Here is a 19,831-nt window from a genome sequence, read left to right as displayed (position 1 = left end):
TTACTCTCATCGTTGAGTTTGCGCCGTAGGCGCAACACCTCTCAGTTCTCAGTTTTCCGCTCGAGCTTGCTCGCTTTCCTCAGAAAGAACTCTCAACTATTAATTATTTTATTACCATGAAAAACAAAATTGAAACTTGGAAATTTATTGTGCAGACCATCATCGCCGTGCTTACGGCAATCGCTACTAGCCTCGGCGTGGCTAGTTGTATGAACTAACCCCTCCCTTCCGCTGAACTCCCCTCCCTTCAAGGGGAGGGGAGGAAAAAGCGACCCTCCCCGACCCTCCCGAAGGAGGTTTGGCCTGCTTCGCAGGGAAGGTATAGCTCGACGGCCGACAGGGAAAGTCAAATTTTTCAAAATTGAAAACAAAATTTCTCATTTATTTTTTGTCCTCACGAGCCGAATGGATATAAAATACTGTTTAATTTTGAATTGAATTTTGAAGAATTTCCCGCCGCAGGCGGCCCAACCAATGAAAGCTTTATTTTACCTACGGATTTTACGGATTATACGAATTAAAAATCGATATGAATACGTTGACTTCGTAGGCTGAAAAAAAAATTCGTAAAATCCGTATAATCCGTAGGCCTTTAAAAACAAACAATTAACCGAATAATACAATGAAGAAACTAGAAACTTGGAAGTTTGTATTGCAAACTGTTATCGCCATCCTTACGGCGATCGCCACTAGCCTCGGCGTGGCAAGTTGTATGAATTAACCCCTCCCCCAACCCCTCCCGAGGGAGGGGGTTAAGTCTCCCCTCGGGGAGATTTAGAGGGGGTTTGTTTTATCCGAAATAGTCGATCTGCATGTCTCACAACCTCTCTGGCGTGATGGCCGTCAACAAGCCCTGCATACGGAATACTTTCTCCTGAAGGAGAGACACCTCAGAAGCGTCCCAACGGAAAATTAATGATTTCTTCTGACTTTACGTTCATTCTGCACGTTTTTCTTGCAGAACGTGTATGATTATAATATATATTAAGGTGGAAACACAGAGATGATGAGCAATTCGACCTTGCCGCTTGGTTTCTTTCACTAGGATATAGAGTTGGTCACGTTTGGCCAGCTTTTATATTTTCTGATACTTAGGCAAAGTAAACTCTGCAGGGTCTTTTACCTTTGTCGCTGTAATGAAATTAACCTTTGCCACAAGTTCCCGACTTACTTTTTGCCATGAACCGAGAATTTCTGAGCCCAATTTTGATCAATTTCCACGCGGTAGCGTGCCGTTATACTTCCCAAATTGCCGTCCAGAACCTGGCAGATGACAAAGCAAGCGTTTGAGGGCTGAAAAGAATTTTGGCCAAAATTTAATTAATTCTGGCCGGAATTTAGAAAATAATGGCCAGAATTCAAAATCAAATTATAGCTATAATTCAATAAAAAATAGCTATAATCGCACGAATTATAGCTATTATCTATTCTTGGAGTGTTTGTTTACTTGATGAATTTCACCTTCGTGGCATCGCGAGGCTTGGCGTCGGGCTGCTCGTCGGGATAGCCGATGGAGATGACATAAAGCAGCTTGTAGCCTTCGGGCATATCGAGGCTATCGCGGAAGGCCTTGGCTTTCTCGTCGGTAGTGAGGAAGCGTACGGGACCCGTCTGAATACAAGTACCGAGGCCCAAGGACTGAGCTGCCAGCATCATATTTTCGCCCATGAGACCGGCATCGAGGTCAAACCTGCCGTCAGCAGGAGCACAGACACAGATGAGGTTCGGGGCGTTGCGGGTTTGTCCTTTTACGTCTGCCATCAGCTTCTGGTCTTCAATAATGCGCACAGCCCATTTCTGCCAGTTCATCGCACTCGGAGCGTTGATGCCAGCAAGGGCTACAGCCTCCAACTTCTCGTGCTCCACAGGTTTATCGAGATACTTGCGAACGGAGCGGCGCGCCATGATATTATTCATCACTTCGTTCTCACACACACTTTGTGCCGAAAGGGTCAGCACGCCCATCATAGCCATAAGACAGAAAAACATTCTCTTCATAATCGTTATAGTTTTTGCAGTTATTGATTTAGCCATTTTCCAAATGAATTGCCAATTTTACGAGATAATCTTGAACTTGGCAAACTTAAGGAGGAGCTGCTTGGTGCCAAGATTGCGGAACTGTACGGTGGCCTTCTCGTTCTCACCACTTCCCTCTACCTTGACGACGGTACCTATGCCGAAACGCTGATGCTCGATGACGTTGCCTTCGCGAAGGGCGGCAGACGAAGAGGCAGGGACTGGGGCTGAGGACATAGCCGGGGCTTGCGCACGCACGGGTTTGAAACGTCCACCACTCTCGCCGACAAGCTTTCTCTTGAAGTTGTCGGAGAAAGGATCCACAGGAGTCTCGGCGCGACGGGATGCCACTTGGCGTGGCATGGGATCGGCCTTGAACTGCGATGCTACCGGACGGGGATTCTGCGTCCACGGCAGACGCTTAGTGCCGTAGTCCTGATCGGGCATTTCTTTGGCCGAATCGACACGCAACAGCGTGGGGTCGATGTCGCGGATAAAGCGCGAAGGCGTGTCGTACTCCATGCGCCCAAAGCGGAAACGATTTTGCGCACAGGTCAGGATGCAATGTTTCTCGGCACGCGTGATGGCCACATAGAGCAGGCGGCGCTCCTCTTCGAGTGCGCGCATTGAGTCGGTACACATGGGCGAAGGGAAGATATTTTCCTCAAGTCCCACCACAAAGACCGTGGGGAACTCCAGTCCCTTGGCAGCATGGATGGTCATAAGCGACACTTTGGCCTGTTCCTCGTCAGAGTCACTATCGAGATCGGTGAGCAGTGCCACCTCCTGCAAGAAGTCATTCAGTGAGACAGCATCGCCCAATCCCTCTTCTCGCCTACTCTCCACGAAGTCCTGCATACCGCCCAGGAACTCCTCGAGGTTCTCCTGTCGCGACACGTCCTCGGGGTTGCGACCACTGTAGATGTCGCGCGAGATGCCACTCTCCATGATGATGGAATGCCCCAGCTGATAGGCATCTTCACCGTCCAGACGCATGCGCCAGCCATCAATCATCTGACAGAAGTTGCCAATCTTGGTAAGTGTTGCCTTGCTCACGTTGAGATGGGCCGGTTTGGTCATCACGTCCCAGAGCGACACACCGTCCTGCGTGGCAGTATCGACAATCTTTGAGAGCGTGGTGTCACCGATGCCACGCGTGGGATAGTTGATGATACGCTTCAGCGCTTCCTCGTCGTTGGGGTTCACCACCACACGGAAGTAGGCAATCACATCCTTTATCTCCTTGCGCTGGTAGAAACTCAGTCCACCATAGATGCGATAAGGAATGTTCATCTTACGCAGATATTCCTCGAACGAGCGGCTCTGCGAATTGGTGCGATAGAGAATGGCAAAATCACTATATTCGCAATGTTCCTGACGCTTGATGCGTTGTATGTCATTGCACACGATCAAGGCTTCTTCCTTGTCGCTATAGGCTGGTTTAAGTGTCAGCTTTTCTCCATGTTCATTCTCACTAAATACCTCCTTGGGTATCTGGCGTTCGTTCTTTCGTATCAAACTATTGGCTGCCTGAACGATAAGCTGAGTGGAACGGTAGTTCTGCTCAAGTTTAAACAGTCTAGCATCGTCATACGACTGTCTAAAATCCAGAATATTATCAATATTTGCTCCACGAAAGCTATAAATACTCTGAGCATCATCGCCTACCACACAGACGCGCTGACGCTCACGGGTGAGCTGCAGCACAATCTGCTGCTGAGCAAAGTTGGTATCCTGATACTCATCAACCAAGACAAATTGGAATTTTTCAACATATTTTCTTCTGACATCTTCATGATTGAGAAACAGCAGATAGGTCTGCACCAACAGGTCGTCGAAGTCCATTGCGTTGGCCTGCCGACAGCGCTCCACATAGCGACGGAAAACCTCTGCCACAGCAGGTTTTTTGCTGTCGTAGAGTGAGCACTGGGGGAAGGCATCGGGCATCACCAAATGGTTTTTAGCCATCGAGATCTGATCGCTCACACTATTGGGCTTGTAGGCCTTATCATCGAGCTGCATCTCCTTTACAATGCTCTTCACCAGCGAACGAGCATCGCTCTGGTCATAGATAGTGAAATTAGACTGAAAGCCCAACTTGTCGGCCTCGGCACGCAGGATGCGGGCAAAGACCGAGTGGAAGGTGCCCATCTGCAGATGGCGGGCTTGCTCCAAACCAACCAACCGACCTATACGCTCCTTCATCTCGCGAGCGGCCTTGTTGGTGAAGGTCAGTGCCAAGATGTTCCAAGGTTTCATTCCTTGTTGCAACAGATAAGCAATCTTATAGGTGAGCACACGCGTCTTGCCCGAGCCGGCACCCGCAATGACGAGCGAGGCACCATCGTTATACTCCACGGCAGCACGCTGCCCGGCGTTAAGTTGTGAAAGAAGGTCTTCCATATATAACATGTGATAATGTATAGTCTATTTCTGATTAATAAATGAAAAACAAAGGCATCAACGGTTCTTCCCCATCCAGCCACGCAAGGTGAAATAAAGCCACTCTTGCAGACGGAACAATGTCCACGTAGGCATGAGGCGATAACCAAACTTGCGGGTGCGGCCATCAATGAGCAACCGTGGTTCGATGGTTGCCCAGACACGCTTCAGCTCTTGCAGTCCATAGGCGGCATCGCCTGGTGGCAGTTCGTGGGCGTGACAATGGTAGAACATATACAGATCTACCAAGGTGAGCATGCGCTGAGTCTCCCACAGACGCATCACATCGGCATCCATGTGGAGCGCTTGCAACTGGCGCTTCATACTCTCGCCCGCACGCAAGAAGTCAAACCGGCGCACATCGCAGGCATGGGTCACCGAAGCTGAATGCTGCAGATAGTGGTAAACACCCTGACAGCGGCGCACGCTGCGCGAGGCCAGATAGTGCAGACGGGTGGTATTATCGTCACTATACGAGCGGCACGTGTCGTCATAGGGATAACGCTGGTGCAACTGACGGCGCACCATATAGACGCCGTGGATGGTCCAATCGAGACTGAGACGGAAGGCCTCCTGACCTGTGAGCGAGGTGAAGGAGGGCATGGCATAGAGCTCGGAACGATGAGGATAGACATAGTCAACATCGAAGAGGACACAGTCGGTATCGTCGTATTGCTGAAACACGCTGACGGCCTGTTCGAGGGCATCGGGCGAATACCAGTCGTCGGCATCAAGAAAACACACATAGTCGCCATTGGCCTGCTTTAAACCCTGATTGCGGGCATAGGCCTGACCATGATTCTCGCTGAGAGCGATGACTTGCACGCGCTCATCCTGCTGCTGATAGCGGCGGAGCAGAGCTAAGGAACCATCGGTAGAGGCATCGTCGATGCAAAGTATCTGCAAATCGTGATGGGTCTGCGCCAACAACGAGTCGAGGCAGCGCGACAACCACTTCTCAGCATTATAGACGGCCACTAATACGGATACCTTCGTGCTACTCATGATGACGGAATTTGGATCGCAGACGTTGCTTCAGCGACTGCCACAGCGAGGTCTTCTGATGAAGAATGATGAGTGAGAAGATGATGCTGACAAAGGCCAGCATATAGCCCAGCGCCACACCCAACCAAGAATGGTCAAGGAAGGACAGCAGATAGACACACAAGCCTAAAGGCAACTGGACTAGCACCATCTGTACCAGTGGCAATGAGAAACGATAGCCGTAGCGACGATTGGTGTATATATAGATAATAATCAAGTCAATCAGGTAAGAGGCATCAAGCGCCAAACCTGTGCCTACCAACCCATAATAGCGGAAGCCCAACACCACCAGGAAGAACATCAGAACGGAGTCGAACCCCTCAATAAACAGGTAGGCAAGCGAGTCACCCTTGGCCAACACCATGAACGACATGGGTAGCGACAACGCTCGGAGATACATGGAGAACGATGCCACCTGAGCCATGGGAACAGCGGGCATGAAGTCTGCACGCGTCAGCAGGGGCAACAGCACTGGCAACAGCAGGATGAACACGGCCAACATGGGCGACACCAACAGGAATGACACCTCTATCTGCTTGTTGACTACATTGGATATCTGCTCAGCACCATCGTGCGTCACAGCCGACAGACGAGGAAAATAGTCGCTCTCCATAGCCGAGAAAACCATGCCGGCATAGGTGACGGTAAGGATGAAACCTGCATTATAGAAACCCACCACGTCGAGCTCGCCCGCCACATTAAGATGGGCACGGATCAGCATCTCGGCACCACTGCCTAAAATGCCAGCCAGCACATAGGCTACGCCCAGGCGCACCATGCCCATGCCTTCGCCAAGGATACCCTTGCAACCCCGCAGGTGCAGGGGATAAAGACGGTAGGACATATATAAAGTGGTGAGCATGGCCGAGAAGGCGGTGAGCACAATGACTGGCACAATGCCACTCTCGCCAAAGAAATAGTAGATGGGGACGGCAATCAGCAGCGCCATCAAGACATTGACAAACTGGATGAGAGCTAGCGCCTTCAGCCGTCGTGCGCCCTTGAGAATGGCCGACTCGCCACCAGTGACTGCCAGCAGTCCCACGGCAAAAGAAAGGAGGACAAAGTGAAGGGTGTGGTCGCCCCAAGAGAAGGTGTAGCGACTGAGCAACGGACCTGCTGCCACGCATACGAGCATTCCGACAAGTCCAGTGAGCAGGCTCCAGGCACGCACCACCTTGACAAAATGCTGTATCTGGGCTTCATCACCTTGGTCAAAGAGTTCGGACACATGGCGCACGGCACTGAACGAGATGCCGAGGTTGGTGGCCTGAGAAACAAAGGTGACCACAGAACCAAACAGCGAAGCCAAACCAATGCCCGAGGGGCCAAGAAACATGGCGACAAGCTTGGTGCGTACAAGATTGATGAGTATATTCAATCCCTGCACTCCACCAAAAATACCCGTGTATTTCAGCACGTGAGCGTAGCTATCTTCGCGTTCGACTTTCATGAATTATATTATTAAAATGCAAAATTACAACTTTTATTTTGATTATCCGATATTTTATTGTACTTTTGTCAACCGAATAAGTTATGAAACTAAGTGTCATTATACCCGTATATCGCGTAGAAGCCACGCTGGATAGATGCGTGGAGAGCGTGTTAAACCAAAACATCGCCAACATGGAGGTCATACTCGTGGACGATGGCTCGGACGATGCGTGCCCCGTGTTGTGCAACCAATGGCAGGAGCGAGACAACCGTGTCTGCGTGATACACAAAAGAAACGGCGGACTGAGCGACGCACGTAATGCTGGCATCAAAAGGGCTACGGGCGACTATCTGGCGTTTGTGGATTCGGACGACTATCTGGAACCAAACACCTACCTTCAGCTGCTGCCGCTGGTGGAGGACTGCGACATACTGGAATTTCCCGTGGAGAAAAGTGTGAACGGCGAAAAGATCGACATACTAAGCTTGCAAGACCGCACGTATGACAACATGCAGGACTACTGGATAGACGAAGAGGTCTTTGAACACTGTTACGCCTGGAACAAGCTGTACCGCAGGGAACTATTCGAGAATGTTAAGTTCCCCGTAGGACGCGTGTTTGAGGATATTTACACGCTGCGCCGACTGCTGCTGAAAGCTCGCTGCGTCAGGACCACATCGAAGGGGTTGTACCACTACTGCATGAACGCGAAAGGTATCACAGCTACGGCCAAAGGACCGGAACTGGAGATGCTGCTAGATGCGCATTTGGCCGCATTAAGACATTGGTACACGCCCGCATACTACATGAGGATTCTGAACACACAAATGGATGTCTATGAACAAACAGGAAAGGAGCCCATGCTGAGATTCAGATATATTTCTCCTTTCGACAGAAGCCTGACACCCATGCAGAAAATAAAAGCCCTCATGCAAGACATTTTAGGAATCAAAGGAATATGCATTCTGAACAAAGCCATACACCGCAACATATATCGCCACTTGTAAGTTTTATCATACCGACATACAACGTGCCGACATATATGATAAAAGATTGCTTGCACAGCATCTTATCTTTATCGCTAAGACCCGCAGAACGAGAAATCATCCTGGTGGACGATGGCTCGCAAAAGTGTGTGATTGACGAACTGGACGATGCGAAGGAGGATATCATCTACATCAGACAGAGAAACCAGGGTCAGAGTGCCGCTAGAAACATGGGACTAAAAATGGCTACGGGAAAGTATGTGCAGTTTGTAGATAGCGACGACAGACTGATAACACCGGTATATGAACATTGTCTGGACCTGATAAGATTCAAACAGCCAGAGATGGTGGTGTTCGACTATACCAACAAGGAGAAGCAACAGGTGTTGTTCAAAGACCATGACGAACGGACTGGCATAGACTACATGACGAACTGTAACATCCATGGCACGGTGTGTGACTACATCTTCAGTCGCGACATCATCGGTGGGGTGAGATTCGTAGAGGGTATCATACACGAAGACGAGAACTTTACACCCAGACTGCTACTGAAGGCTAAAAGGGTGGTTGTAACAGACGCTAAGGCATACTTGTATAACACGAGGACAGACTCGACAACCAACAAGCGAACACCCGAGGCCATTGCCAAACGGCTGGACAACAAGCTGTACGTCATCGAGGGACTGCGCAAACTGGCTCTACAGTCGCCTACCGACGAACGGGTGGCACTGAGCAGGCGCGTGGCACAGCTGACAATGGACTATATCTATCAGATCATCATAGAGACGAAGAGCAGGACGGAGCTCGACACGCGCCTGGAAGCACTGAAGCAAAAGCAGCTCTTCCCCCTACCCGAGCGCGACTATACCAATAAATATAAGTGGTTCCGCAGAATGACGAACTCGGAGATAGGACTGACGGTCTTGTTGCACACACTACCCTTGATGAGTCGGGAGCGATGAACGTTCTTTCGTATAGAAAACACGATAAGTGCTGGATACTATGAGAATACTTCTGCTTGGAGAATATAGTAATGTGCATGCCACACTGGCTGAGGGGCTGAGGACATTGGGACACCAGGTCACGGTGGCTTCGAATGGTGACTTCTGGAAGAACTACCCACGCGACATCGACCTGGCAAGAAAGGAAGGAAAGTTGGGTGGCTTAGCCCTAATGGCTAAGATCTACGCACTACTGCCAACATGGCGCAATTATGACGTGGTGCAACTCATCAACCCGATGTTCGTGGAACTGAAGGCAGAACGTATCTTCCCCATATACCGTTACCTGCGTAGGCACAACAAGAAAATGGTGCTGTGTGCTATGGGCATGGACTACTATTGGGTGCATGAGAGCACGTACAACAAACCGATGCGCTACAGTGACTTCAACATCGGTGACCAGGTACGCACCGAACCTCACGTGATAAAGGACCAGCAAGACTGGTTGGGCACAGCTAAGGAGCAACTCAACAAGTTGATTGCCGAGGATTGCGACAACATCGTGTCGGGGCTCTACGACGATCACATCTGCTACCAGCCGTATTTCAGCCATAAACTGACTTACATTCCGCTGCCTATCAAAATGCCATCGAACGAACAGTCGAGGCTTTCATCTGACAAGGCTTATGGTCAACAGACAGTGCCTGCATCTGACAATGCCCCAGAACAAGAACGTGTTTCCTTGTCTGGCAACCCAGAATATCACACGAAACTTAAAGTTTTCATTGGCATCAGCAAAGGGCGTAGCGCCTATAAGGGAACGGACATCATGCTGAAAGCTGCAGAGGACTTGCTGCGCAAACACCCCGACAAAATGGAATTGAGAAAGGCAGAAGGTGTTCCCTTTGCAGAATACCAGCACATGATGGATGGCAGCGATGCTATCTTGGATCAGCTTTACAGCTACACGCCATCCATGAACCCGCTACTGGCCATGTCAAAAGGTATCATCTGCATTGGTGGTGGCGAACCCGAAAACTACGAGATTATCAACGAGCACGAGTTGCACCCCATCATTAACGTACAGCCGACCTACGAGAGCGTCTATAACGAGTTAGAACAACTGATACTCAACCCCTCGCGCATCCCTATGCTGAAAAGACAAAGCATAGAATACGTGAAGCGGCACCACGACTACCTAAAGGTGGCGAAACAATACGAACAAATCTATCGCCAATAGTAGGAACAAAAAAACTGAAAGAAACAAGTTCAAGAAAAAAAAGAGAGATGCATCTTCACAACGCATCTCTCTTTTATATTTGTTATAACAATCGTTCAAATAAGATTAGTTCTTGAAGAAGTCCTTAACGTCTTCGTTGGGAACCATCTGCTCATCGAAGATGTACGCACCCGTCTTTGGGCTGCGAACCATCTTGATAACCTTTGAGTAAGCGCGACCATCCTTTGAGCCTTCGTGGAGGGTAGCGACGGTTTTCTTTGCCATTCTGTCTTACTATTACTTAATCTCCTTATGAAGAGTCATCTTCTTCAGGATGGGGTTATACTTCATCAGCTCCATGCGCTCAGGCGTATTCTTACGATTCTTGGTCGTAATGTAACGGCTGGTGCCAGGAAGACCGCTGCTTTTCATCTCGGTGCACTCCAGAACTACCTGGACGCGGTTGCCCTTTGCTTTCTTGCTTGCCATGGTCTATTAGTCTCCTATTACTTTAATGTCTTTCCAATCCACGAAGCCATTGGCAACAGCCTGCTTCAAAGCGGCGTCAAGACCTACTTTATTAATCATACGAAGGCCAGCAGCGCTGATCTTCAACTGAATCCAGCAATTCTCCTCTACGTAGTAGAACTTCTTGCTGAACAGGTTTACATCAAAGCTTCTCTTAGTGCGATGCTTTGAGTGAGACACGTTATTACCGATCTGTGCCTTCTTTCCTGTGATTTGACAAATCTTAGACATCTCTATCTACTTTAAAATGTGTACTTTTGATACTTACTCCAAACAGGGTGCAAAGGTACGAATTTTTATTGTAAAATGAGAATTAATGCAAAACAATCGCCCAATCCTTAATATTTTTTAACTCTCAGCTGCTTCAACCTCTTTATTTTCCTCAATCAGGAAATCACGAAGCATCTGCATGGCGGTGTTAGTGGCGATGGCAATATTGATGTCGCGTCCGTGGTCTTCCAATATTTTGGTCGTGATGGTTCTTTCTGCATTTCCCACTGCGAGCCAAATTGTTCCAACGGGGATTTCCTTAGACCCTCCGCCAGGACCTGCCAGTCCTGTTGCAGCCACAGCATAGTCAACATTCAACGTCTGACAAGCGCCTTTTACCATCTCAACAGCCACCTCTTCGCAAACGGCAGTTTTCTCTTCCATGAGTTCATGAGAGACGCCAAGAAGATTCTCCTTGACCTCGTTAACATAGCAGATGATGCCACCTTTGAAATATTTGGAAGCGCCAGGAACGCCCATGATAGTTTCAGCGATACGTCCGCCTGTGCAGCTCTCGGCTGTACCTACGGTTTTCTCCATTTCCCACAGCAACTGACTAACGTCGCGACTGATAATCTTTCCTTCAAAATCCATATTACTGTAATCTATGATTTGATGATTAGTTGATTCACTTAAAAGTAACTTTGCTAAAGGTTGGCGCATCAATAGAGCAGAACTCTCCGTCCAGATATTTATAATGTCCAACGATGCCTATCATGGCAGCATTATCGGTGGTATAGCTGAACTTGGGGATATAGACTGTCCAGCCAAAACGCTTGGCATGATCGTAGAAAGCATTGCGCAATCCATTATTTGCGCTTACGCCACCTGCAACTGCAACATGCTTAATACCAGTCTGTTTCACTGCCATGCGTAGCTTCTTCATGAGGATATCCACAATAGTCCACTCAAGAGAAGCAGCCAAGTCTTCCTTATGATGTTCCACAAAATCAGGATCGTCCTCTACCCATTTACGGAGATTGTAAAGGAAAGAGGTCTTTAGACCCGAGAAGCTATAATCCAAACCGGGGATATGTGGTTCGGAGAACTGGTAGGCTTTGGGATTGCCTTGACGCGCCAAGCGGTCGATGATTGGTCCACCCGGATAGCCCAGTCCCATCACCTTCGAACATTTGTCAATAGCTTCGCCTGCAGCGTCATCGATGGTTTGTCCCAAGACTTCCATATCATTGTAGGCATTCACCTTCACTATCTGAGAGTTACCACCACTAACAAGCAAACAAAGGAACGGAAGTGGAGGCTGTGCATGATCATCATCTGCTTCGCGGATGAAATGCGCCATCACATGCCCTTGAAGATGATTGACATCTATAAGAGGAATGCCCAGCGAACGTGCAAATCCCTTGGCAAAGCTGACACCGACCAGCAACGAGCCCATCAAACCGGGACCGCGTGTAAAAGCGACAGCTGTGAGTTGTTCTTTGGTAATACCAGCCCGCTTGATGGCCTGATCTACAACTGGCACGACATTTTGCTGATGTGCTCTTGAAGCCAATTCAGGCACCACGCCACCATAGGCTTCATGAACAGCCTGCGAGGCAGTCACATTAGACAGCAAGATGCCATTCTTCAGAACTGCGGCTGAAGTGTCGTCGCAGGAACTTTCTATTCCTAATATATAAATATCTTTTTCTTCCATTAGTAAGTTAGTATTTCTACTCCATGTTCTGTCATGACAAGTGTATGTTCCCACTGGGCAGAAGGTTTCTCGTCTTCTGTAATAACTTCCCATCCGTATGGATCGTCGGCATCGATAAACACACGCCAAGTGCCCATGTTGATCATGGGTTCGATCGTGAACACCATACCAGGAACAAGCAGCATGCCCGTACCACGATGTCCATAGTGATTGATATCGGGCTCTTCATGAAACTGGAGTCCCACACCATGGCCAGCCAAATCACGGACAATTCCATAACCATATTTTTTGCAATGCTTCTCAATGGCATGACCTATGTCGCCAACAAAACTATATGGCTTAGCTGCCTCCATGCCTATTTCCAAACACTCTTTAGCAACGCGCACCAACTGTTCTTTCTCCGGTGTTGTCTTACCGATGATAAACATACGTGATGCGTCAGCATAATAACCATCAAGAATGGTGGTAAAGTCAACATTGATGATATCACCCTCTTCAAGGATATCCTCTTCTTTAGGAATACCATGACACACCACTTCGTTGATGCTGGTGCAGACACTCATTGGGAAGCCTTCATAGTTAAGGCAAGCAGGAATGCCGCCATGCTCCTCGCAATACTTACGACAAATCTGGTCTATCTCCAGCGTGCTCATACCAGCATGAATTTGGGCTGCTACGGCATCGAGCACACCCGTATTCACAACACCCGCCTTTCTGATACCTTCTATTTGTTCTGGCGTTTTAATCAAATCACGTGTAGGAACGAGTTTGCCTTTGTTCTCCCAATACATGACCTGCTTATCGAGTTCTGTAGGTTCTTGTCCCGACAGACAATGCCATCTGCGCTTCTTTTGCATTCTGATAATAAATTATAACACCTTGTTTATCAACTCATCAACATCAAGACATAACTGCTCGCCTGTCTCCATATTTTTGAGGGTTACCTTACCTTGTTCGATTTCGCTTTCGCCAGCCAAGGCCACAAAAGGAATCTGCTTGGCATTAGCATACGACATCTGTTTTTTCATCTTTGCGGCATCGGGGTACAGCTCGGTACGGATGCCGCGAGCACGGACCTTCGAGATGATTGGCAGGCAATAGGCCGTCTCGCGCTCTCCGAAGTTGATAAAGAGCAGACGAGAGGTTTGAAGCGAGTCCTTGGGATAAAGATCGAGGGCATTGAGCACGTCATAAATACGGTCAACACCAAAAGAGATACCTACGCCCGAGAGGCCAGGCATACCGAAGATACCCGTTAGGTTGTCGTAACGACCACCACCAGAGATACTTCCCATGGGTGTATCGAGCGCCTTCACCTCGAAAATGGCTCCAGTGTAATAGCTCAAGCCACGAGCCAAGGTCAGGTCAAGCTGAATCTCGTTTCTCAGGGTGCCCAGGGTGCTCAGAGTGCCAAGAATGAACTTGGTTTCCTCGATACCCTTCTGCCCCACCTCACTGTCTTTCAGTACGTTGGCAATGACAGCGAGCTTCTCTTCGTTAGTTCCTTCGAGGGCAATAATGGGCTGAAGTTTGGCTATCTGGTCTTCTGTGAGACCATCTTGACGCAGTTCGGCATTCACGCCATCGACGCCAATCTTGTCAAGTTTGTCGATTGCAACAGTGATATCGACAATCTTATCGGCTGCACCGATAACCTCAGCAATACCTGTCAGTATCTTGCGGTTATTAATTTTAATTTGTACGCGTACGCCCAAGCGTGTGAAGACCTCGTCTTCGATCTGCATCAGTTCAACTTCGTTAAGCAGCGAATCAGAACCAACCACATCGCCATCAAACTGATAGAATTCACGATAGCGTCCTTTCTGAGGACGGTCGGCACGCCATACGGGTTGCATCTGATAGCGCTTGAAGGGCAACTGCAGCTCTTCGCGATGCATCACGACATAACGAGCGAAAGGTACTGTCAAGTCATAGCGCAGTCCTTTCTCACAAATCTTTGAAGCCAAACGCAACGTATTACGTTCTTGCAGTTCGGCATCATCAATCTTTACCAGATAATCGCCACTATTCAGTATCTTGAACAGCAGTTTATCTCCCTCTTCGCCATATTTGCCCATCAACGTCTGAAGGGTTTCTTGAGCAGGGGTCTCGATCTGTTGAAATCCGTAGAGTTCATAGACACTACGGATTGTATTAAATATATAATTACGCTTGGCCATTTCTACAGGGCCGAAGTCGCGTGTTCCTTTGGGAATACTTGGTTTATTTGCCATTTCTTATGATTGTTTGTTCACGATCTGGACCAATACTAATGATGGTTATTGGTGTTTCCAGCTGCTTCTCGAGGAAATCGATATAGTCGTTGAATTCCTTGGGGAACTGACTTTCATCAGTAAAACGAGTCATATCGGTCTTCCATCCTGGCATCTCCTGATAAACGGGCTCAATGCCTTCTTCTATATTATAGGGGAAATCGCGTGTCAACTGTCCGTTCACCTTATAGGCGGTACAGGCTTTGATGGTATCGAAGCCATCGAGCACGTCGCTCTTCATCATGATAAGCTGAGTGACGCCATTGACCATGATAGAATAGCGCAGAGCCACCAAATCAATCCATCCACAACGGCGCTCACGACCTGTCACGGCTCCATACTCATGGCCCAAATCGCGAATTTTCTTTCCGGTCTCGTCGAAGAGTTCTGTGGGGAAAGGACCTGCGCCAACACGTGTGCAGTAGGCCTTCATGATGCCAAACACCTCACCAATCTTGTTGGGGCCAATGCCAAGACCTGTACATGCACCTGCACAAATGGTATTCGAAGAGGTGACGAAAGGATAAGAACCAAAGTCCACATCAAGCATCGTACCCTGAGCGCCTTCACAAAGCACGCTCTTGCCATCTGCCAACAACTTGTTGAGCTCATGTTCTGAATCTACGATGGGGAACTGACGCAGGTACTCAACACCCTCCATCCACTTCTTTTCCACCTCGGTTATGTCATACTCAAAGTTAAGCGACTTCAGAATTGCTTCATGGCGAGCCTTTGCTACTGCATACTTCTCCTCGAAATTCTCCAGAATATCGCCTACACGAAGCCCCGTACGGCTGACTTTATCTGTATAGGTCGGACCAATACCCTTGCCCGTTGTTCCAACCTTGTTTTTTCCTTTTTGTGCCTCATAGGCAGCATCAAGAACACGATGGGTTGGCATAATCAGATGGGCCTTCTTCGAGATATGAAGACGCTGACGAAGTGGATGACCACTTGCTTCGAGAGCTTTAGCCTCGTCCATAAAGAGATCTGGAGCCAAAACGACACCATTACCAATAATATTCACCTTGCCACCCTGGAAAATACCTGAAGGAATAGAGCGCAGAACATACTTTTCACCATTAAATTCGAGGGTATGACCAGCATTGGGGCCACCCTGAAAACGGGCTACCACATCATACTTGGGAGTGAGCACATCAACTACCTTTCCTTTACCTTCGTCGCCCCACTGCAAACCCAGCAGGACATCTACCTTACCTGTGTTCATCGAAATCTATCGTTTAATTTTAATGTTTAACATTCATGCTTTTACGTTTTCTGGTCAGAGCAGCCTGACAAGTAGAGCAGATGCCATATATATATAGCGTATAACCATCTTTATGGAATCGCTTTAATTTCAACTGATCAATGGCCATTGATATCTCTGGAGCGCGAACCTCGGTCACCTTTCCACAAACGGTACATACCTGATGGCAATGGCTATCATCCGCATAACATGCTTCATACTTTGTAGCGCCCTGAAAACTGTGACGCACCACGAGTCGCAATTCCAAAAAGAGATTGATGGTGTTGTAGAGGGTGGCACGGCTAACGGGAAACCTATAAACATCGTTTAACTTTTGGCCTAGTTCATCGAGTGTGAAGTGCCCTTTGAAACTATAGACTGCCTCCAATATCGCAAAGCGTTCGGGCGTCTTGCGATGATTATTCATCTCCAAATAATTAGTCAGTATGCGCTCTACAGCCAATCGCACACTGTCCTTCTTTTCTGTTGCTTTCATAAACCGTTTGCAAAGGTAATAAAAAAGGAGTGAATAGAGAAATCTAAAAGTTGAAAAAAACAAAAATTACTGAACTCGAACAGAAAAGGGCAACTTTACAAGTCGTAAAGTTGCCCTTTAATAATAGTAAAGTTATACTTTTCTTGGCATTAACCACCGAAGTTGTCATACATGATGCTCTCGGGATCTACGCCCAGTGAGTCGAGCATGCCTACAACAGCCTTCGACATGGGGCCAGGGCCGCACATGTAGTACTCGATATCCTCGGGTGCCTCGTGGTTTTTCAGGTAGGTTTCGAACATCACATTGTGAACGAAACCTGGGGTGTACTTCACGCCAGCTGCATCGGCTGCGGGGTCTGGACGGTCCAGTGCCAAATGGAAGTGGAAGTTGGGATACTCCTTCTCCAGACTCAGGAAGTCGTCGAGATAGAACACCTCGTTCAGTGCTCGTGCGCCATAGAAGTAGTGCATCTCGCGATCGGTAGTGTGAAGTGTCTTGGTCATGTGCATAATCTGAGCGCGCAGAGGAGCCATACCTGCACCACCACCTACCCAAATCATTTCTTTCTTCGAGTCGAAATGTGGATGGAAGTCGCCGAAAGGACCGCTCATAATCACCTTGTCGCCAGGTTTCAGCGAGAAGATGTAGCTTGAAGCGATACCAGGATTGACCTCCATAAAGCCAGAACGATCGGCCTTGAAAGGAGGTGTGGCAATACGAACGGTCAACATGAACACATCGCCCTCGGCAGGATAGTTAGCCATTGAGTATGCACGGATGGTGGGTTCGGGGTTTTTACACTTCAGTGGGAACAATCCGAACTTCTCCCATGCGGGCAGATACTCATCGCCAATCAAACTCTTGTCGATGTCCTTGTCATAGTCAATGCAGTCGAATGCAGGAATCTTGATCTGCGCATAAGAACCTGGCAGGAAGTCCATGTGCGCGCCAGCTGGCAGCTGTACCTTGAACTCTTTGATAAAAGTGGCCACATTCTTGTTAGAAATAACGGTACACTCATACTCCTTTACACCCAGGATACTCTCATCGACATGTATCTTCAGGTCACCCTTCACCTTACACTGACATCCAAGACGCCAGTGGTCCTTGATTTCTTTACGCGTGAAGTGAGGCTTTTCTGAGTCGAGAATCTCGCCACCACCCTCAAGAACCTGAACCTTACACTGACCACACGATGCCTTACCACCACAGGCAGAAGGCAGGAAGATGCCATTCTCATTGAGTGTAGCCATCAGGTTGTTGCCTTGAGCCACATTGATGGTGCGCTCGCCATTAATCTCAATATTCACATTGCCCGAGGGAGACAGATATTTCTTCGCAACGAGCAGGATGATGACGATGGCAATGATCGTCACCAGAAACACGATAATGCTATTTAAAATAAACATACAGTCCTCCTCTTAAATTTTAAGTCCGCTGAAGCACATCATAGCCATAGCCATCAATCCAACGGTGATAAACGTAATTCCGAGTCCCTGCAAAGGCTTGGGGACATCGCTGTATTGCATCTTTTCGCGGATAGCACCCATAGCCACAATAGCTATTGTCCAACCAATACCCGAACCAAAAGCATAGACCAAAGCATCTACAACGCTGGTGATAGCCTTTGTCTCAGAAGGATCGAGCAGGATGCGCTGCTGCATGAAAAGCGATGCGCCCATGATGGCACAGTTCACAGCAATCAGAGGCAGAAAGATGCCCAGAGCAGCATATAGCGATGGTGAATACTTCTCAACCACCATCTCTACCAACTGCACGATACCTGCAATGACAGCGATAAAGAGGATGAACGACAGATAAGAGAGGTCCATGCCAAAGATACCATCTTCACTAAGCACCTTGGTCTGGAGCAGATAGTCAACAGGGACGGTCACCAACAGCACAAAAGTAACTGCCATACCAAGTCCGAGTGATGTCTTTACATTCTTCGAAACGGCAAGGAATGAGCACATACCCAAGAAGAATGCGAAAATCATATTGTCGACAAATATCGACCTAAAGAATAATGATATTGCGTGTTCCATAAATTACTTCTCCTTATAAAAATATGCACGATGTATCCATATGACGCATCCCACCAGAATCAAAGCCATAGCTGGCATGGTCATCATACCGTTGTTAAAGTCCTTGCAGTCTATAATCTGAAAGCCCAGCAATGAGCCACGTCCGAAAAACTCGCGGAAAGCACCAACGATTACCAGAATCATGGCATAACCAAGACCATTGCCTACGCCATCAAGAAACGAAGGCCAAGGTTTGTTTTGCATAGCGAAAGCTTCAAGGCGTCCCATCAGAATACAGTTGGTGATAATCAGACCAACATAAACTGACAACTGAACACTCACGTCATAGACGTATGCTTTGAGCACCTGAGAAACGATGGTTACCAGCGCTGCTACAACAACCAACTGTACCACAATACGGATACGGGTAGGAATGGTGTTACGAATAATTGAGATAATCACATTAGAGAAGGCTGTAATGACAGTAACTGCGAGACCCATCACAATGGCGGGCTTCAGCTGGCTGGTTACAGCAAGTGCAGAACAGATACCCAGTACCTGCACCAATATTGGATGATCGAGGTTCAGCGGATTGGTGAATGCCTCTTTGTTTTGCTTACTTAATAGTGCCATAGTCTTAGTTCTTTAAAAAGTCCATGTACTTCTTCGTCAACTGCTCCTGCAGCATCTTGCTAACAGCAGTAGAGGTCACGGTAGCACCTGTAACAGCATCAACCGTTGTCTCGTTGTTTACGTTTTTCTCAACAGACAAAGCAAGTTTCTCTTTGCTCTCATCTGCAAAGATCTTCTTACCTTGGAACTTAGCCTGCCAATCAGGGTTATCCTTGATTTCTGCACCAAGGCCAGCTGTCTCACTCTCGTGGTTGAAGTAGGCTCCATAGATAGTATTCTTATCGCTATCAACAGACAAGAATGCGCTAATACCGCCCCACATTCCTTGTCCTTTCAAAGGAAGGACATACTTCACATCACCATTCTCAAGTGTGCAGACATATACATTCTGCGCCTCATCGAAGGTAACAATCTTCTCATAAGTAGCATGCGCTTCTTCATCAGATAGGCCACGCAGATTTAATGAATTCAGGATCTGCTTCTCCTGGTCGAGGGCTACATTCTTATCCTGTTGGGGTTTCAGGCTCTGTGACACGAATGCCAAGAGGAATGCTACGATTAGAACAAGTACCGTACTATATATAATAATGTACGTATTGGAATTTGTATTCAGTT

The 19,831-nt window shown here is 48.0% G+C and carries 22 protein-coding genes; 5 read left to right on the top strand and 17 right to left on the bottom strand.

Going from position 1 to position 19,831, the window contains the following annotated elements; genetic code table 11:
* Positions 1-116: 116 nt before the first annotated feature.
* Positions 117-218 (top strand): smalltalk protein, encoded by a 102-nt coding sequence (locus tag L6472_RS05360; protein WP_155808454.1) that lies wholly within the window; start codon positions 117-119, stop codon positions 216-218.
* Positions 219-622: 404 nt separating this feature from the next.
* Entirely contained in the window at positions 623-721 is a 99-nt protein-coding gene (locus tag L6472_RS05355) for a smalltalk protein (RefSeq protein WP_155808313.1), read from the top strand.
* 722 nt (positions 722-1,443) lie between these two features.
* Here L6472_RS05355 and L6472_RS05350 read toward each other — a convergent pair.
* From L6472_RS05350 to L6472_RS05335, 4 genes are read right to left on the bottom strand one after another with little or no spacing between them, the layout of a single operon-like run.
* On the bottom strand, positions 1,444-1,998 hold the full coding sequence (locus L6472_RS05350; protein WP_237807608.1) for a nitroreductase: 555 nt from the start codon (positions 1,996-1,998) through the stop codon (positions 1,444-1,446).
* 57 nt (positions 1,999-2,055) lie between these two features.
* A complete protein-coding gene (locus tag L6472_RS05345; RefSeq protein WP_237807607.1) occupies positions 2,056-4,419 on the bottom strand; it encodes an ATP-dependent helicase in 2,364 nt (787 codons plus the stop codon).
* A 57-nt stretch (positions 4,420-4,476) separates the two neighbouring features.
* Positions 4,477-5,463, bottom strand: coding sequence for a glycosyltransferase family 2 protein (locus L6472_RS05340; protein ID WP_237807606.1), 987 nt, complete (start codon positions 5,461-5,463; stop codon positions 4,477-4,479).
* Positions 5,456-6,955: an oligosaccharide flippase family protein gene (locus tag L6472_RS05335; protein WP_237807605.1), complete on the bottom strand. Its 1,500-nt coding sequence runs from the start codon at positions 6,953-6,955 to the stop codon at positions 5,456-5,458. The genes L6472_RS05340 and L6472_RS05335 overlap by 8 nt, the downstream gene beginning before the upstream one ends.
* An 83-nt stretch (positions 6,956-7,038) precedes the next feature.
* Here L6472_RS05335 and L6472_RS05330 point away from each other — a divergent pair, with 83 nt between their 5' ends.
* The 3 genes from L6472_RS05330 to L6472_RS05320 are packed head-to-tail and all read left to right on the top strand — an operon-like array spanning position 7,039 to position 10,104.
* Positions 7,039-7,944, top strand: a complete 906-nt coding sequence (locus tag L6472_RS05330) for a glycosyltransferase family 2 protein (RefSeq protein WP_237807604.1) — start codon at positions 7,039-7,041, stop codon at positions 7,942-7,944.
* A complete protein-coding gene (locus tag L6472_RS05325) occupies positions 7,896-8,885 on the top strand; it encodes a glycosyltransferase family A protein (protein WP_255777075.1) in 990 nt (329 codons plus the stop codon). The genes L6472_RS05330 and L6472_RS05325 overlap by 49 nt, the downstream gene beginning before the upstream one ends.
* Before the next feature lie 40 nt (positions 8,886-8,925).
* The gene (locus L6472_RS05320) at positions 8,926-10,104 is read left to right on the top strand and encodes a glycosyltransferase family 1 protein (RefSeq protein ID WP_237807602.1); all 1,179 of its coding nucleotides are present in this window, start codon (positions 8,926-8,928) and stop codon (positions 10,102-10,104) included.
* Between the two features lie 105 nt (positions 10,105-10,209).
* On the opposite strand, the gene L6472_RS05315 is transcribed toward L6472_RS05320, so the two are convergent.
* The 13 genes from L6472_RS05315 to L6472_RS05255 all read right to left on the bottom strand — a co-directional run bounded on the left by L6472_RS05315 (position 10,210) and on the right by L6472_RS05255 (position 19,829).
* Entirely contained in the window at positions 10,210-10,368 is a 159-nt protein-coding gene (locus L6472_RS05315) for a DUF4295 domain-containing protein (RefSeq protein WP_237807601.1), read from the bottom strand.
* A 12-nt stretch (positions 10,369-10,380) separates the two neighbouring features.
* A complete protein-coding gene (gene rpmG / locus L6472_RS05310; protein WP_027449723.1) occupies positions 10,381-10,572 on the bottom strand; it encodes a 50S ribosomal protein L33 in 192 nt (63 codons plus the stop codon).
* Positions 10,573-10,578: 6 nt separating this feature from the next.
* Positions 10,579-10,842, bottom strand: coding sequence for a 50S ribosomal protein L28 (gene rpmB, locus L6472_RS05305; RefSeq protein ID WP_027449722.1), 264 nt, complete (start codon positions 10,840-10,842; stop codon positions 10,579-10,581).
* Positions 10,843-10,959: 117 nt separating this feature from the next.
* Positions 10,960-11,475 (bottom strand): CinA family protein, encoded by a 516-nt coding sequence (locus tag L6472_RS05300; protein WP_237807599.1) that lies wholly within the window; start codon positions 11,473-11,475, stop codon positions 10,960-10,962.
* A 34-nt stretch (positions 11,476-11,509) separates the two neighbouring features.
* Positions 11,510-12,541: a tRNA (adenosine(37)-N6)-threonylcarbamoyltransferase complex transferase subunit TsaD gene (gene tsaD, locus L6472_RS05295; RefSeq protein WP_237807597.1), complete on the bottom strand. Its 1,032-nt coding sequence runs from the start codon at positions 12,539-12,541 to the stop codon at positions 11,510-11,512.
* Positions 12,541-13,398 carry a type I methionyl aminopeptidase gene (map, locus tag L6472_RS05290; RefSeq protein WP_370640888.1) on the bottom strand — a complete coding sequence of 286 codons (858 nt, stop codon included), beginning with the start codon at positions 13,396-13,398 and terminating at the stop codon, positions 12,541-12,543. The genes tsaD and map overlap by 1 nt, the downstream gene beginning before the upstream one ends.
* Positions 13,399-13,410: 12 nt before the next feature.
* Entirely contained in the window at positions 13,411-14,775 is a 1,365-nt protein-coding gene (gene hisS / locus L6472_RS05285) for a histidine--tRNA ligase (RefSeq protein ID WP_237807595.1), read from the bottom strand.
* The gene (locus L6472_RS05280) at positions 14,765-16,042 is read right to left on the bottom strand and encodes an adenylosuccinate synthase (protein WP_237807594.1); all 1,278 of its coding nucleotides are present in this window, start codon (positions 16,040-16,042) and stop codon (positions 14,765-14,767) included. Before L6472_RS05280 ends, hisS begins: the two co-directional genes overlap by 11 nt.
* A gap of 19 nt (positions 16,043-16,061) precedes the next feature.
* A complete protein-coding gene (locus L6472_RS05275; RefSeq protein ID WP_237807593.1) occupies positions 16,062-16,556 on the bottom strand; it encodes a Fur family transcriptional regulator in 495 nt (164 codons plus the stop codon).
* Positions 16,557-16,705: 149 nt separating this feature from the next.
* A complete protein-coding gene (gene nqrF, locus L6472_RS05270; protein WP_237807592.1) occupies positions 16,706-17,968 on the bottom strand; it encodes an NADH:ubiquinone reductase (Na(+)-transporting) subunit F in 1,263 nt (420 codons plus the stop codon).
* Positions 17,969-17,980: 12 nt separating this feature from the next.
* Complete coding sequence (nqrE, locus tag L6472_RS05265; RefSeq protein WP_237807591.1) at positions 17,981-18,604, bottom strand: NADH:ubiquinone reductase (Na(+)-transporting) subunit E; 624 nt, start codon at positions 18,602-18,604, stop codon at positions 17,981-17,983.
* Between the two features lie 3 nt (positions 18,605-18,607).
* Positions 18,608-19,216, bottom strand: coding sequence for an NADH:ubiquinone reductase (Na(+)-transporting) subunit D (locus L6472_RS05260; RefSeq protein WP_237807590.1), 609 nt, complete (start codon positions 19,214-19,216; stop codon positions 18,608-18,610).
* Between the two features lie 4 nt (positions 19,217-19,220).
* Positions 19,221-19,829: an FMN-binding protein gene (locus L6472_RS05255; RefSeq protein ID WP_237807983.1), complete on the bottom strand. Its 609-nt coding sequence runs from the start codon at positions 19,827-19,829 to the stop codon at positions 19,221-19,223.
* Positions 19,830-19,831 lie beyond the last annotated feature (2 nt).

Source organism: Prevotella sp. E13-17 (assembly GCF_022024035.1).
In the GTDB taxonomy this organism is placed as follows: Bacteria; Bacteroidota; Bacteroidia; order Bacteroidales; family Bacteroidaceae; genus Prevotella.
Note: the sequence above shows the minus strand (reverse complement) of the source record. Positions and strands in the feature narration are given on the sequence as shown.

What these genes read in the sequence shown, in the direction of transcription:
- L6472_RS05360 (WP_155808454.1), top strand. Translation starts at nt 117, where the DNA reads ATGAAAAACAAAATTGAAACTTGGAAATTTATTGTGCAGACCATCATC.
- L6472_RS05355 (WP_155808313.1), top strand. Translation starts at nt 623, where the DNA reads ATGAAGAAACTAGAAACTTGGAAGTTTGTATTGCAAACTGTTATCGCC.
- L6472_RS05350 (WP_237807608.1), bottom strand. Translation starts at nt 1,998, where the DNA reads ATGAAGAGAATGTTTTTCTGTCTTATGGCTATGATGGGCGTGCTGACC.
- L6472_RS05345 (WP_237807607.1), bottom strand. Translation starts at nt 4,419, where the DNA reads ATGGAAGACCTTCTTTCACAACTTAACGCCGGGCAGCGTGCTGCCGTG.
- L6472_RS05340 (WP_237807606.1), bottom strand. Translation starts at nt 5,463, where the DNA reads ATGAGTAGCACGAAGGTATCCGTATTAGTGGCCGTCTATAATGCTGAG.
- L6472_RS05335 (WP_237807605.1), bottom strand. Translation starts at nt 6,955, where the DNA reads ATGAAAGTCGAACGCGAAGATAGCTACGCTCACGTGCTGAAATACACG.
- L6472_RS05330 (WP_237807604.1), top strand. Translation starts at nt 7,039, where the DNA reads ATGAAACTAAGTGTCATTATACCCGTATATCGCGTAGAAGCCACGCTG.
- L6472_RS05325 (WP_255777075.1), top strand. Translation starts at nt 7,896, where the DNA reads ATGCATTCTGAACAAAGCCATACACCGCAACATATATCGCCACTTGTA.
- L6472_RS05320 (WP_237807602.1), top strand. Translation starts at nt 8,926, where the DNA reads ATGAGAATACTTCTGCTTGGAGAATATAGTAATGTGCATGCCACACTG.
- L6472_RS05315 (WP_237807601.1), bottom strand. Translation starts at nt 10,368, where the DNA reads ATGGCAAAGAAAACCGTCGCTACCCTCCACGAAGGCTCAAAGGATGGT.
- rpmG (WP_027449723.1), bottom strand. Translation starts at nt 10,572, where the DNA reads ATGGCAAGCAAGAAAGCAAAGGGCAACCGCGTCCAGGTAGTTCTGGAG.
- rpmB (WP_027449722.1), bottom strand. Translation starts at nt 10,842, where the DNA reads ATGTCTAAGATTTGTCAAATCACAGGAAAGAAGGCACAGATCGGTAAT.
- L6472_RS05300 (WP_237807599.1), bottom strand. Translation starts at nt 11,475, where the DNA reads ATGGATTTTGAAGGAAAGATTATCAGTCGCGACGTTAGTCAGTTGCTG.
- tsaD (WP_237807597.1), bottom strand. Translation starts at nt 12,541, where the DNA reads ATGGAAGAAAAAGATATTTATATATTAGGAATAGAAAGTTCCTGCGAC.
- map (WP_370640888.1), bottom strand. Translation starts at nt 13,398, where the DNA reads ATGCAAAAGAAGCGCAGATGGCATTGTCTGTCGGGACAAGAACCTACA.
- hisS (WP_237807595.1), bottom strand. Translation starts at nt 14,775, where the DNA reads ATGGCAAATAAACCAAGTATTCCCAAAGGAACACGCGACTTCGGCCCT.
- L6472_RS05280 (WP_237807594.1), bottom strand. Translation starts at nt 16,042, where the DNA reads ATGAACACAGGTAAGGTAGATGTCCTGCTGGGTTTGCAGTGGGGCGAC.
- L6472_RS05275 (WP_237807593.1), bottom strand. Translation starts at nt 16,556, where the DNA reads ATGAAAGCAACAGAAAAGAAGGACAGTGTGCGATTGGCTGTAGAGCGC.
- nqrF (WP_237807592.1), bottom strand. Translation starts at nt 17,968, where the DNA reads ATGTTTATTTTAAATAGCATTATCGTGTTTCTGGTGACGATCATTGCC.
- nqrE (WP_237807591.1), bottom strand. Translation starts at nt 18,604, where the DNA reads ATGGAACACGCAATATCATTATTCTTTAGGTCGATATTTGTCGACAAT.
- L6472_RS05260 (WP_237807590.1), bottom strand. Translation starts at nt 19,216, where the DNA reads ATGGCACTATTAAGTAAGCAAAACAAAGAGGCATTCACCAATCCGCTG.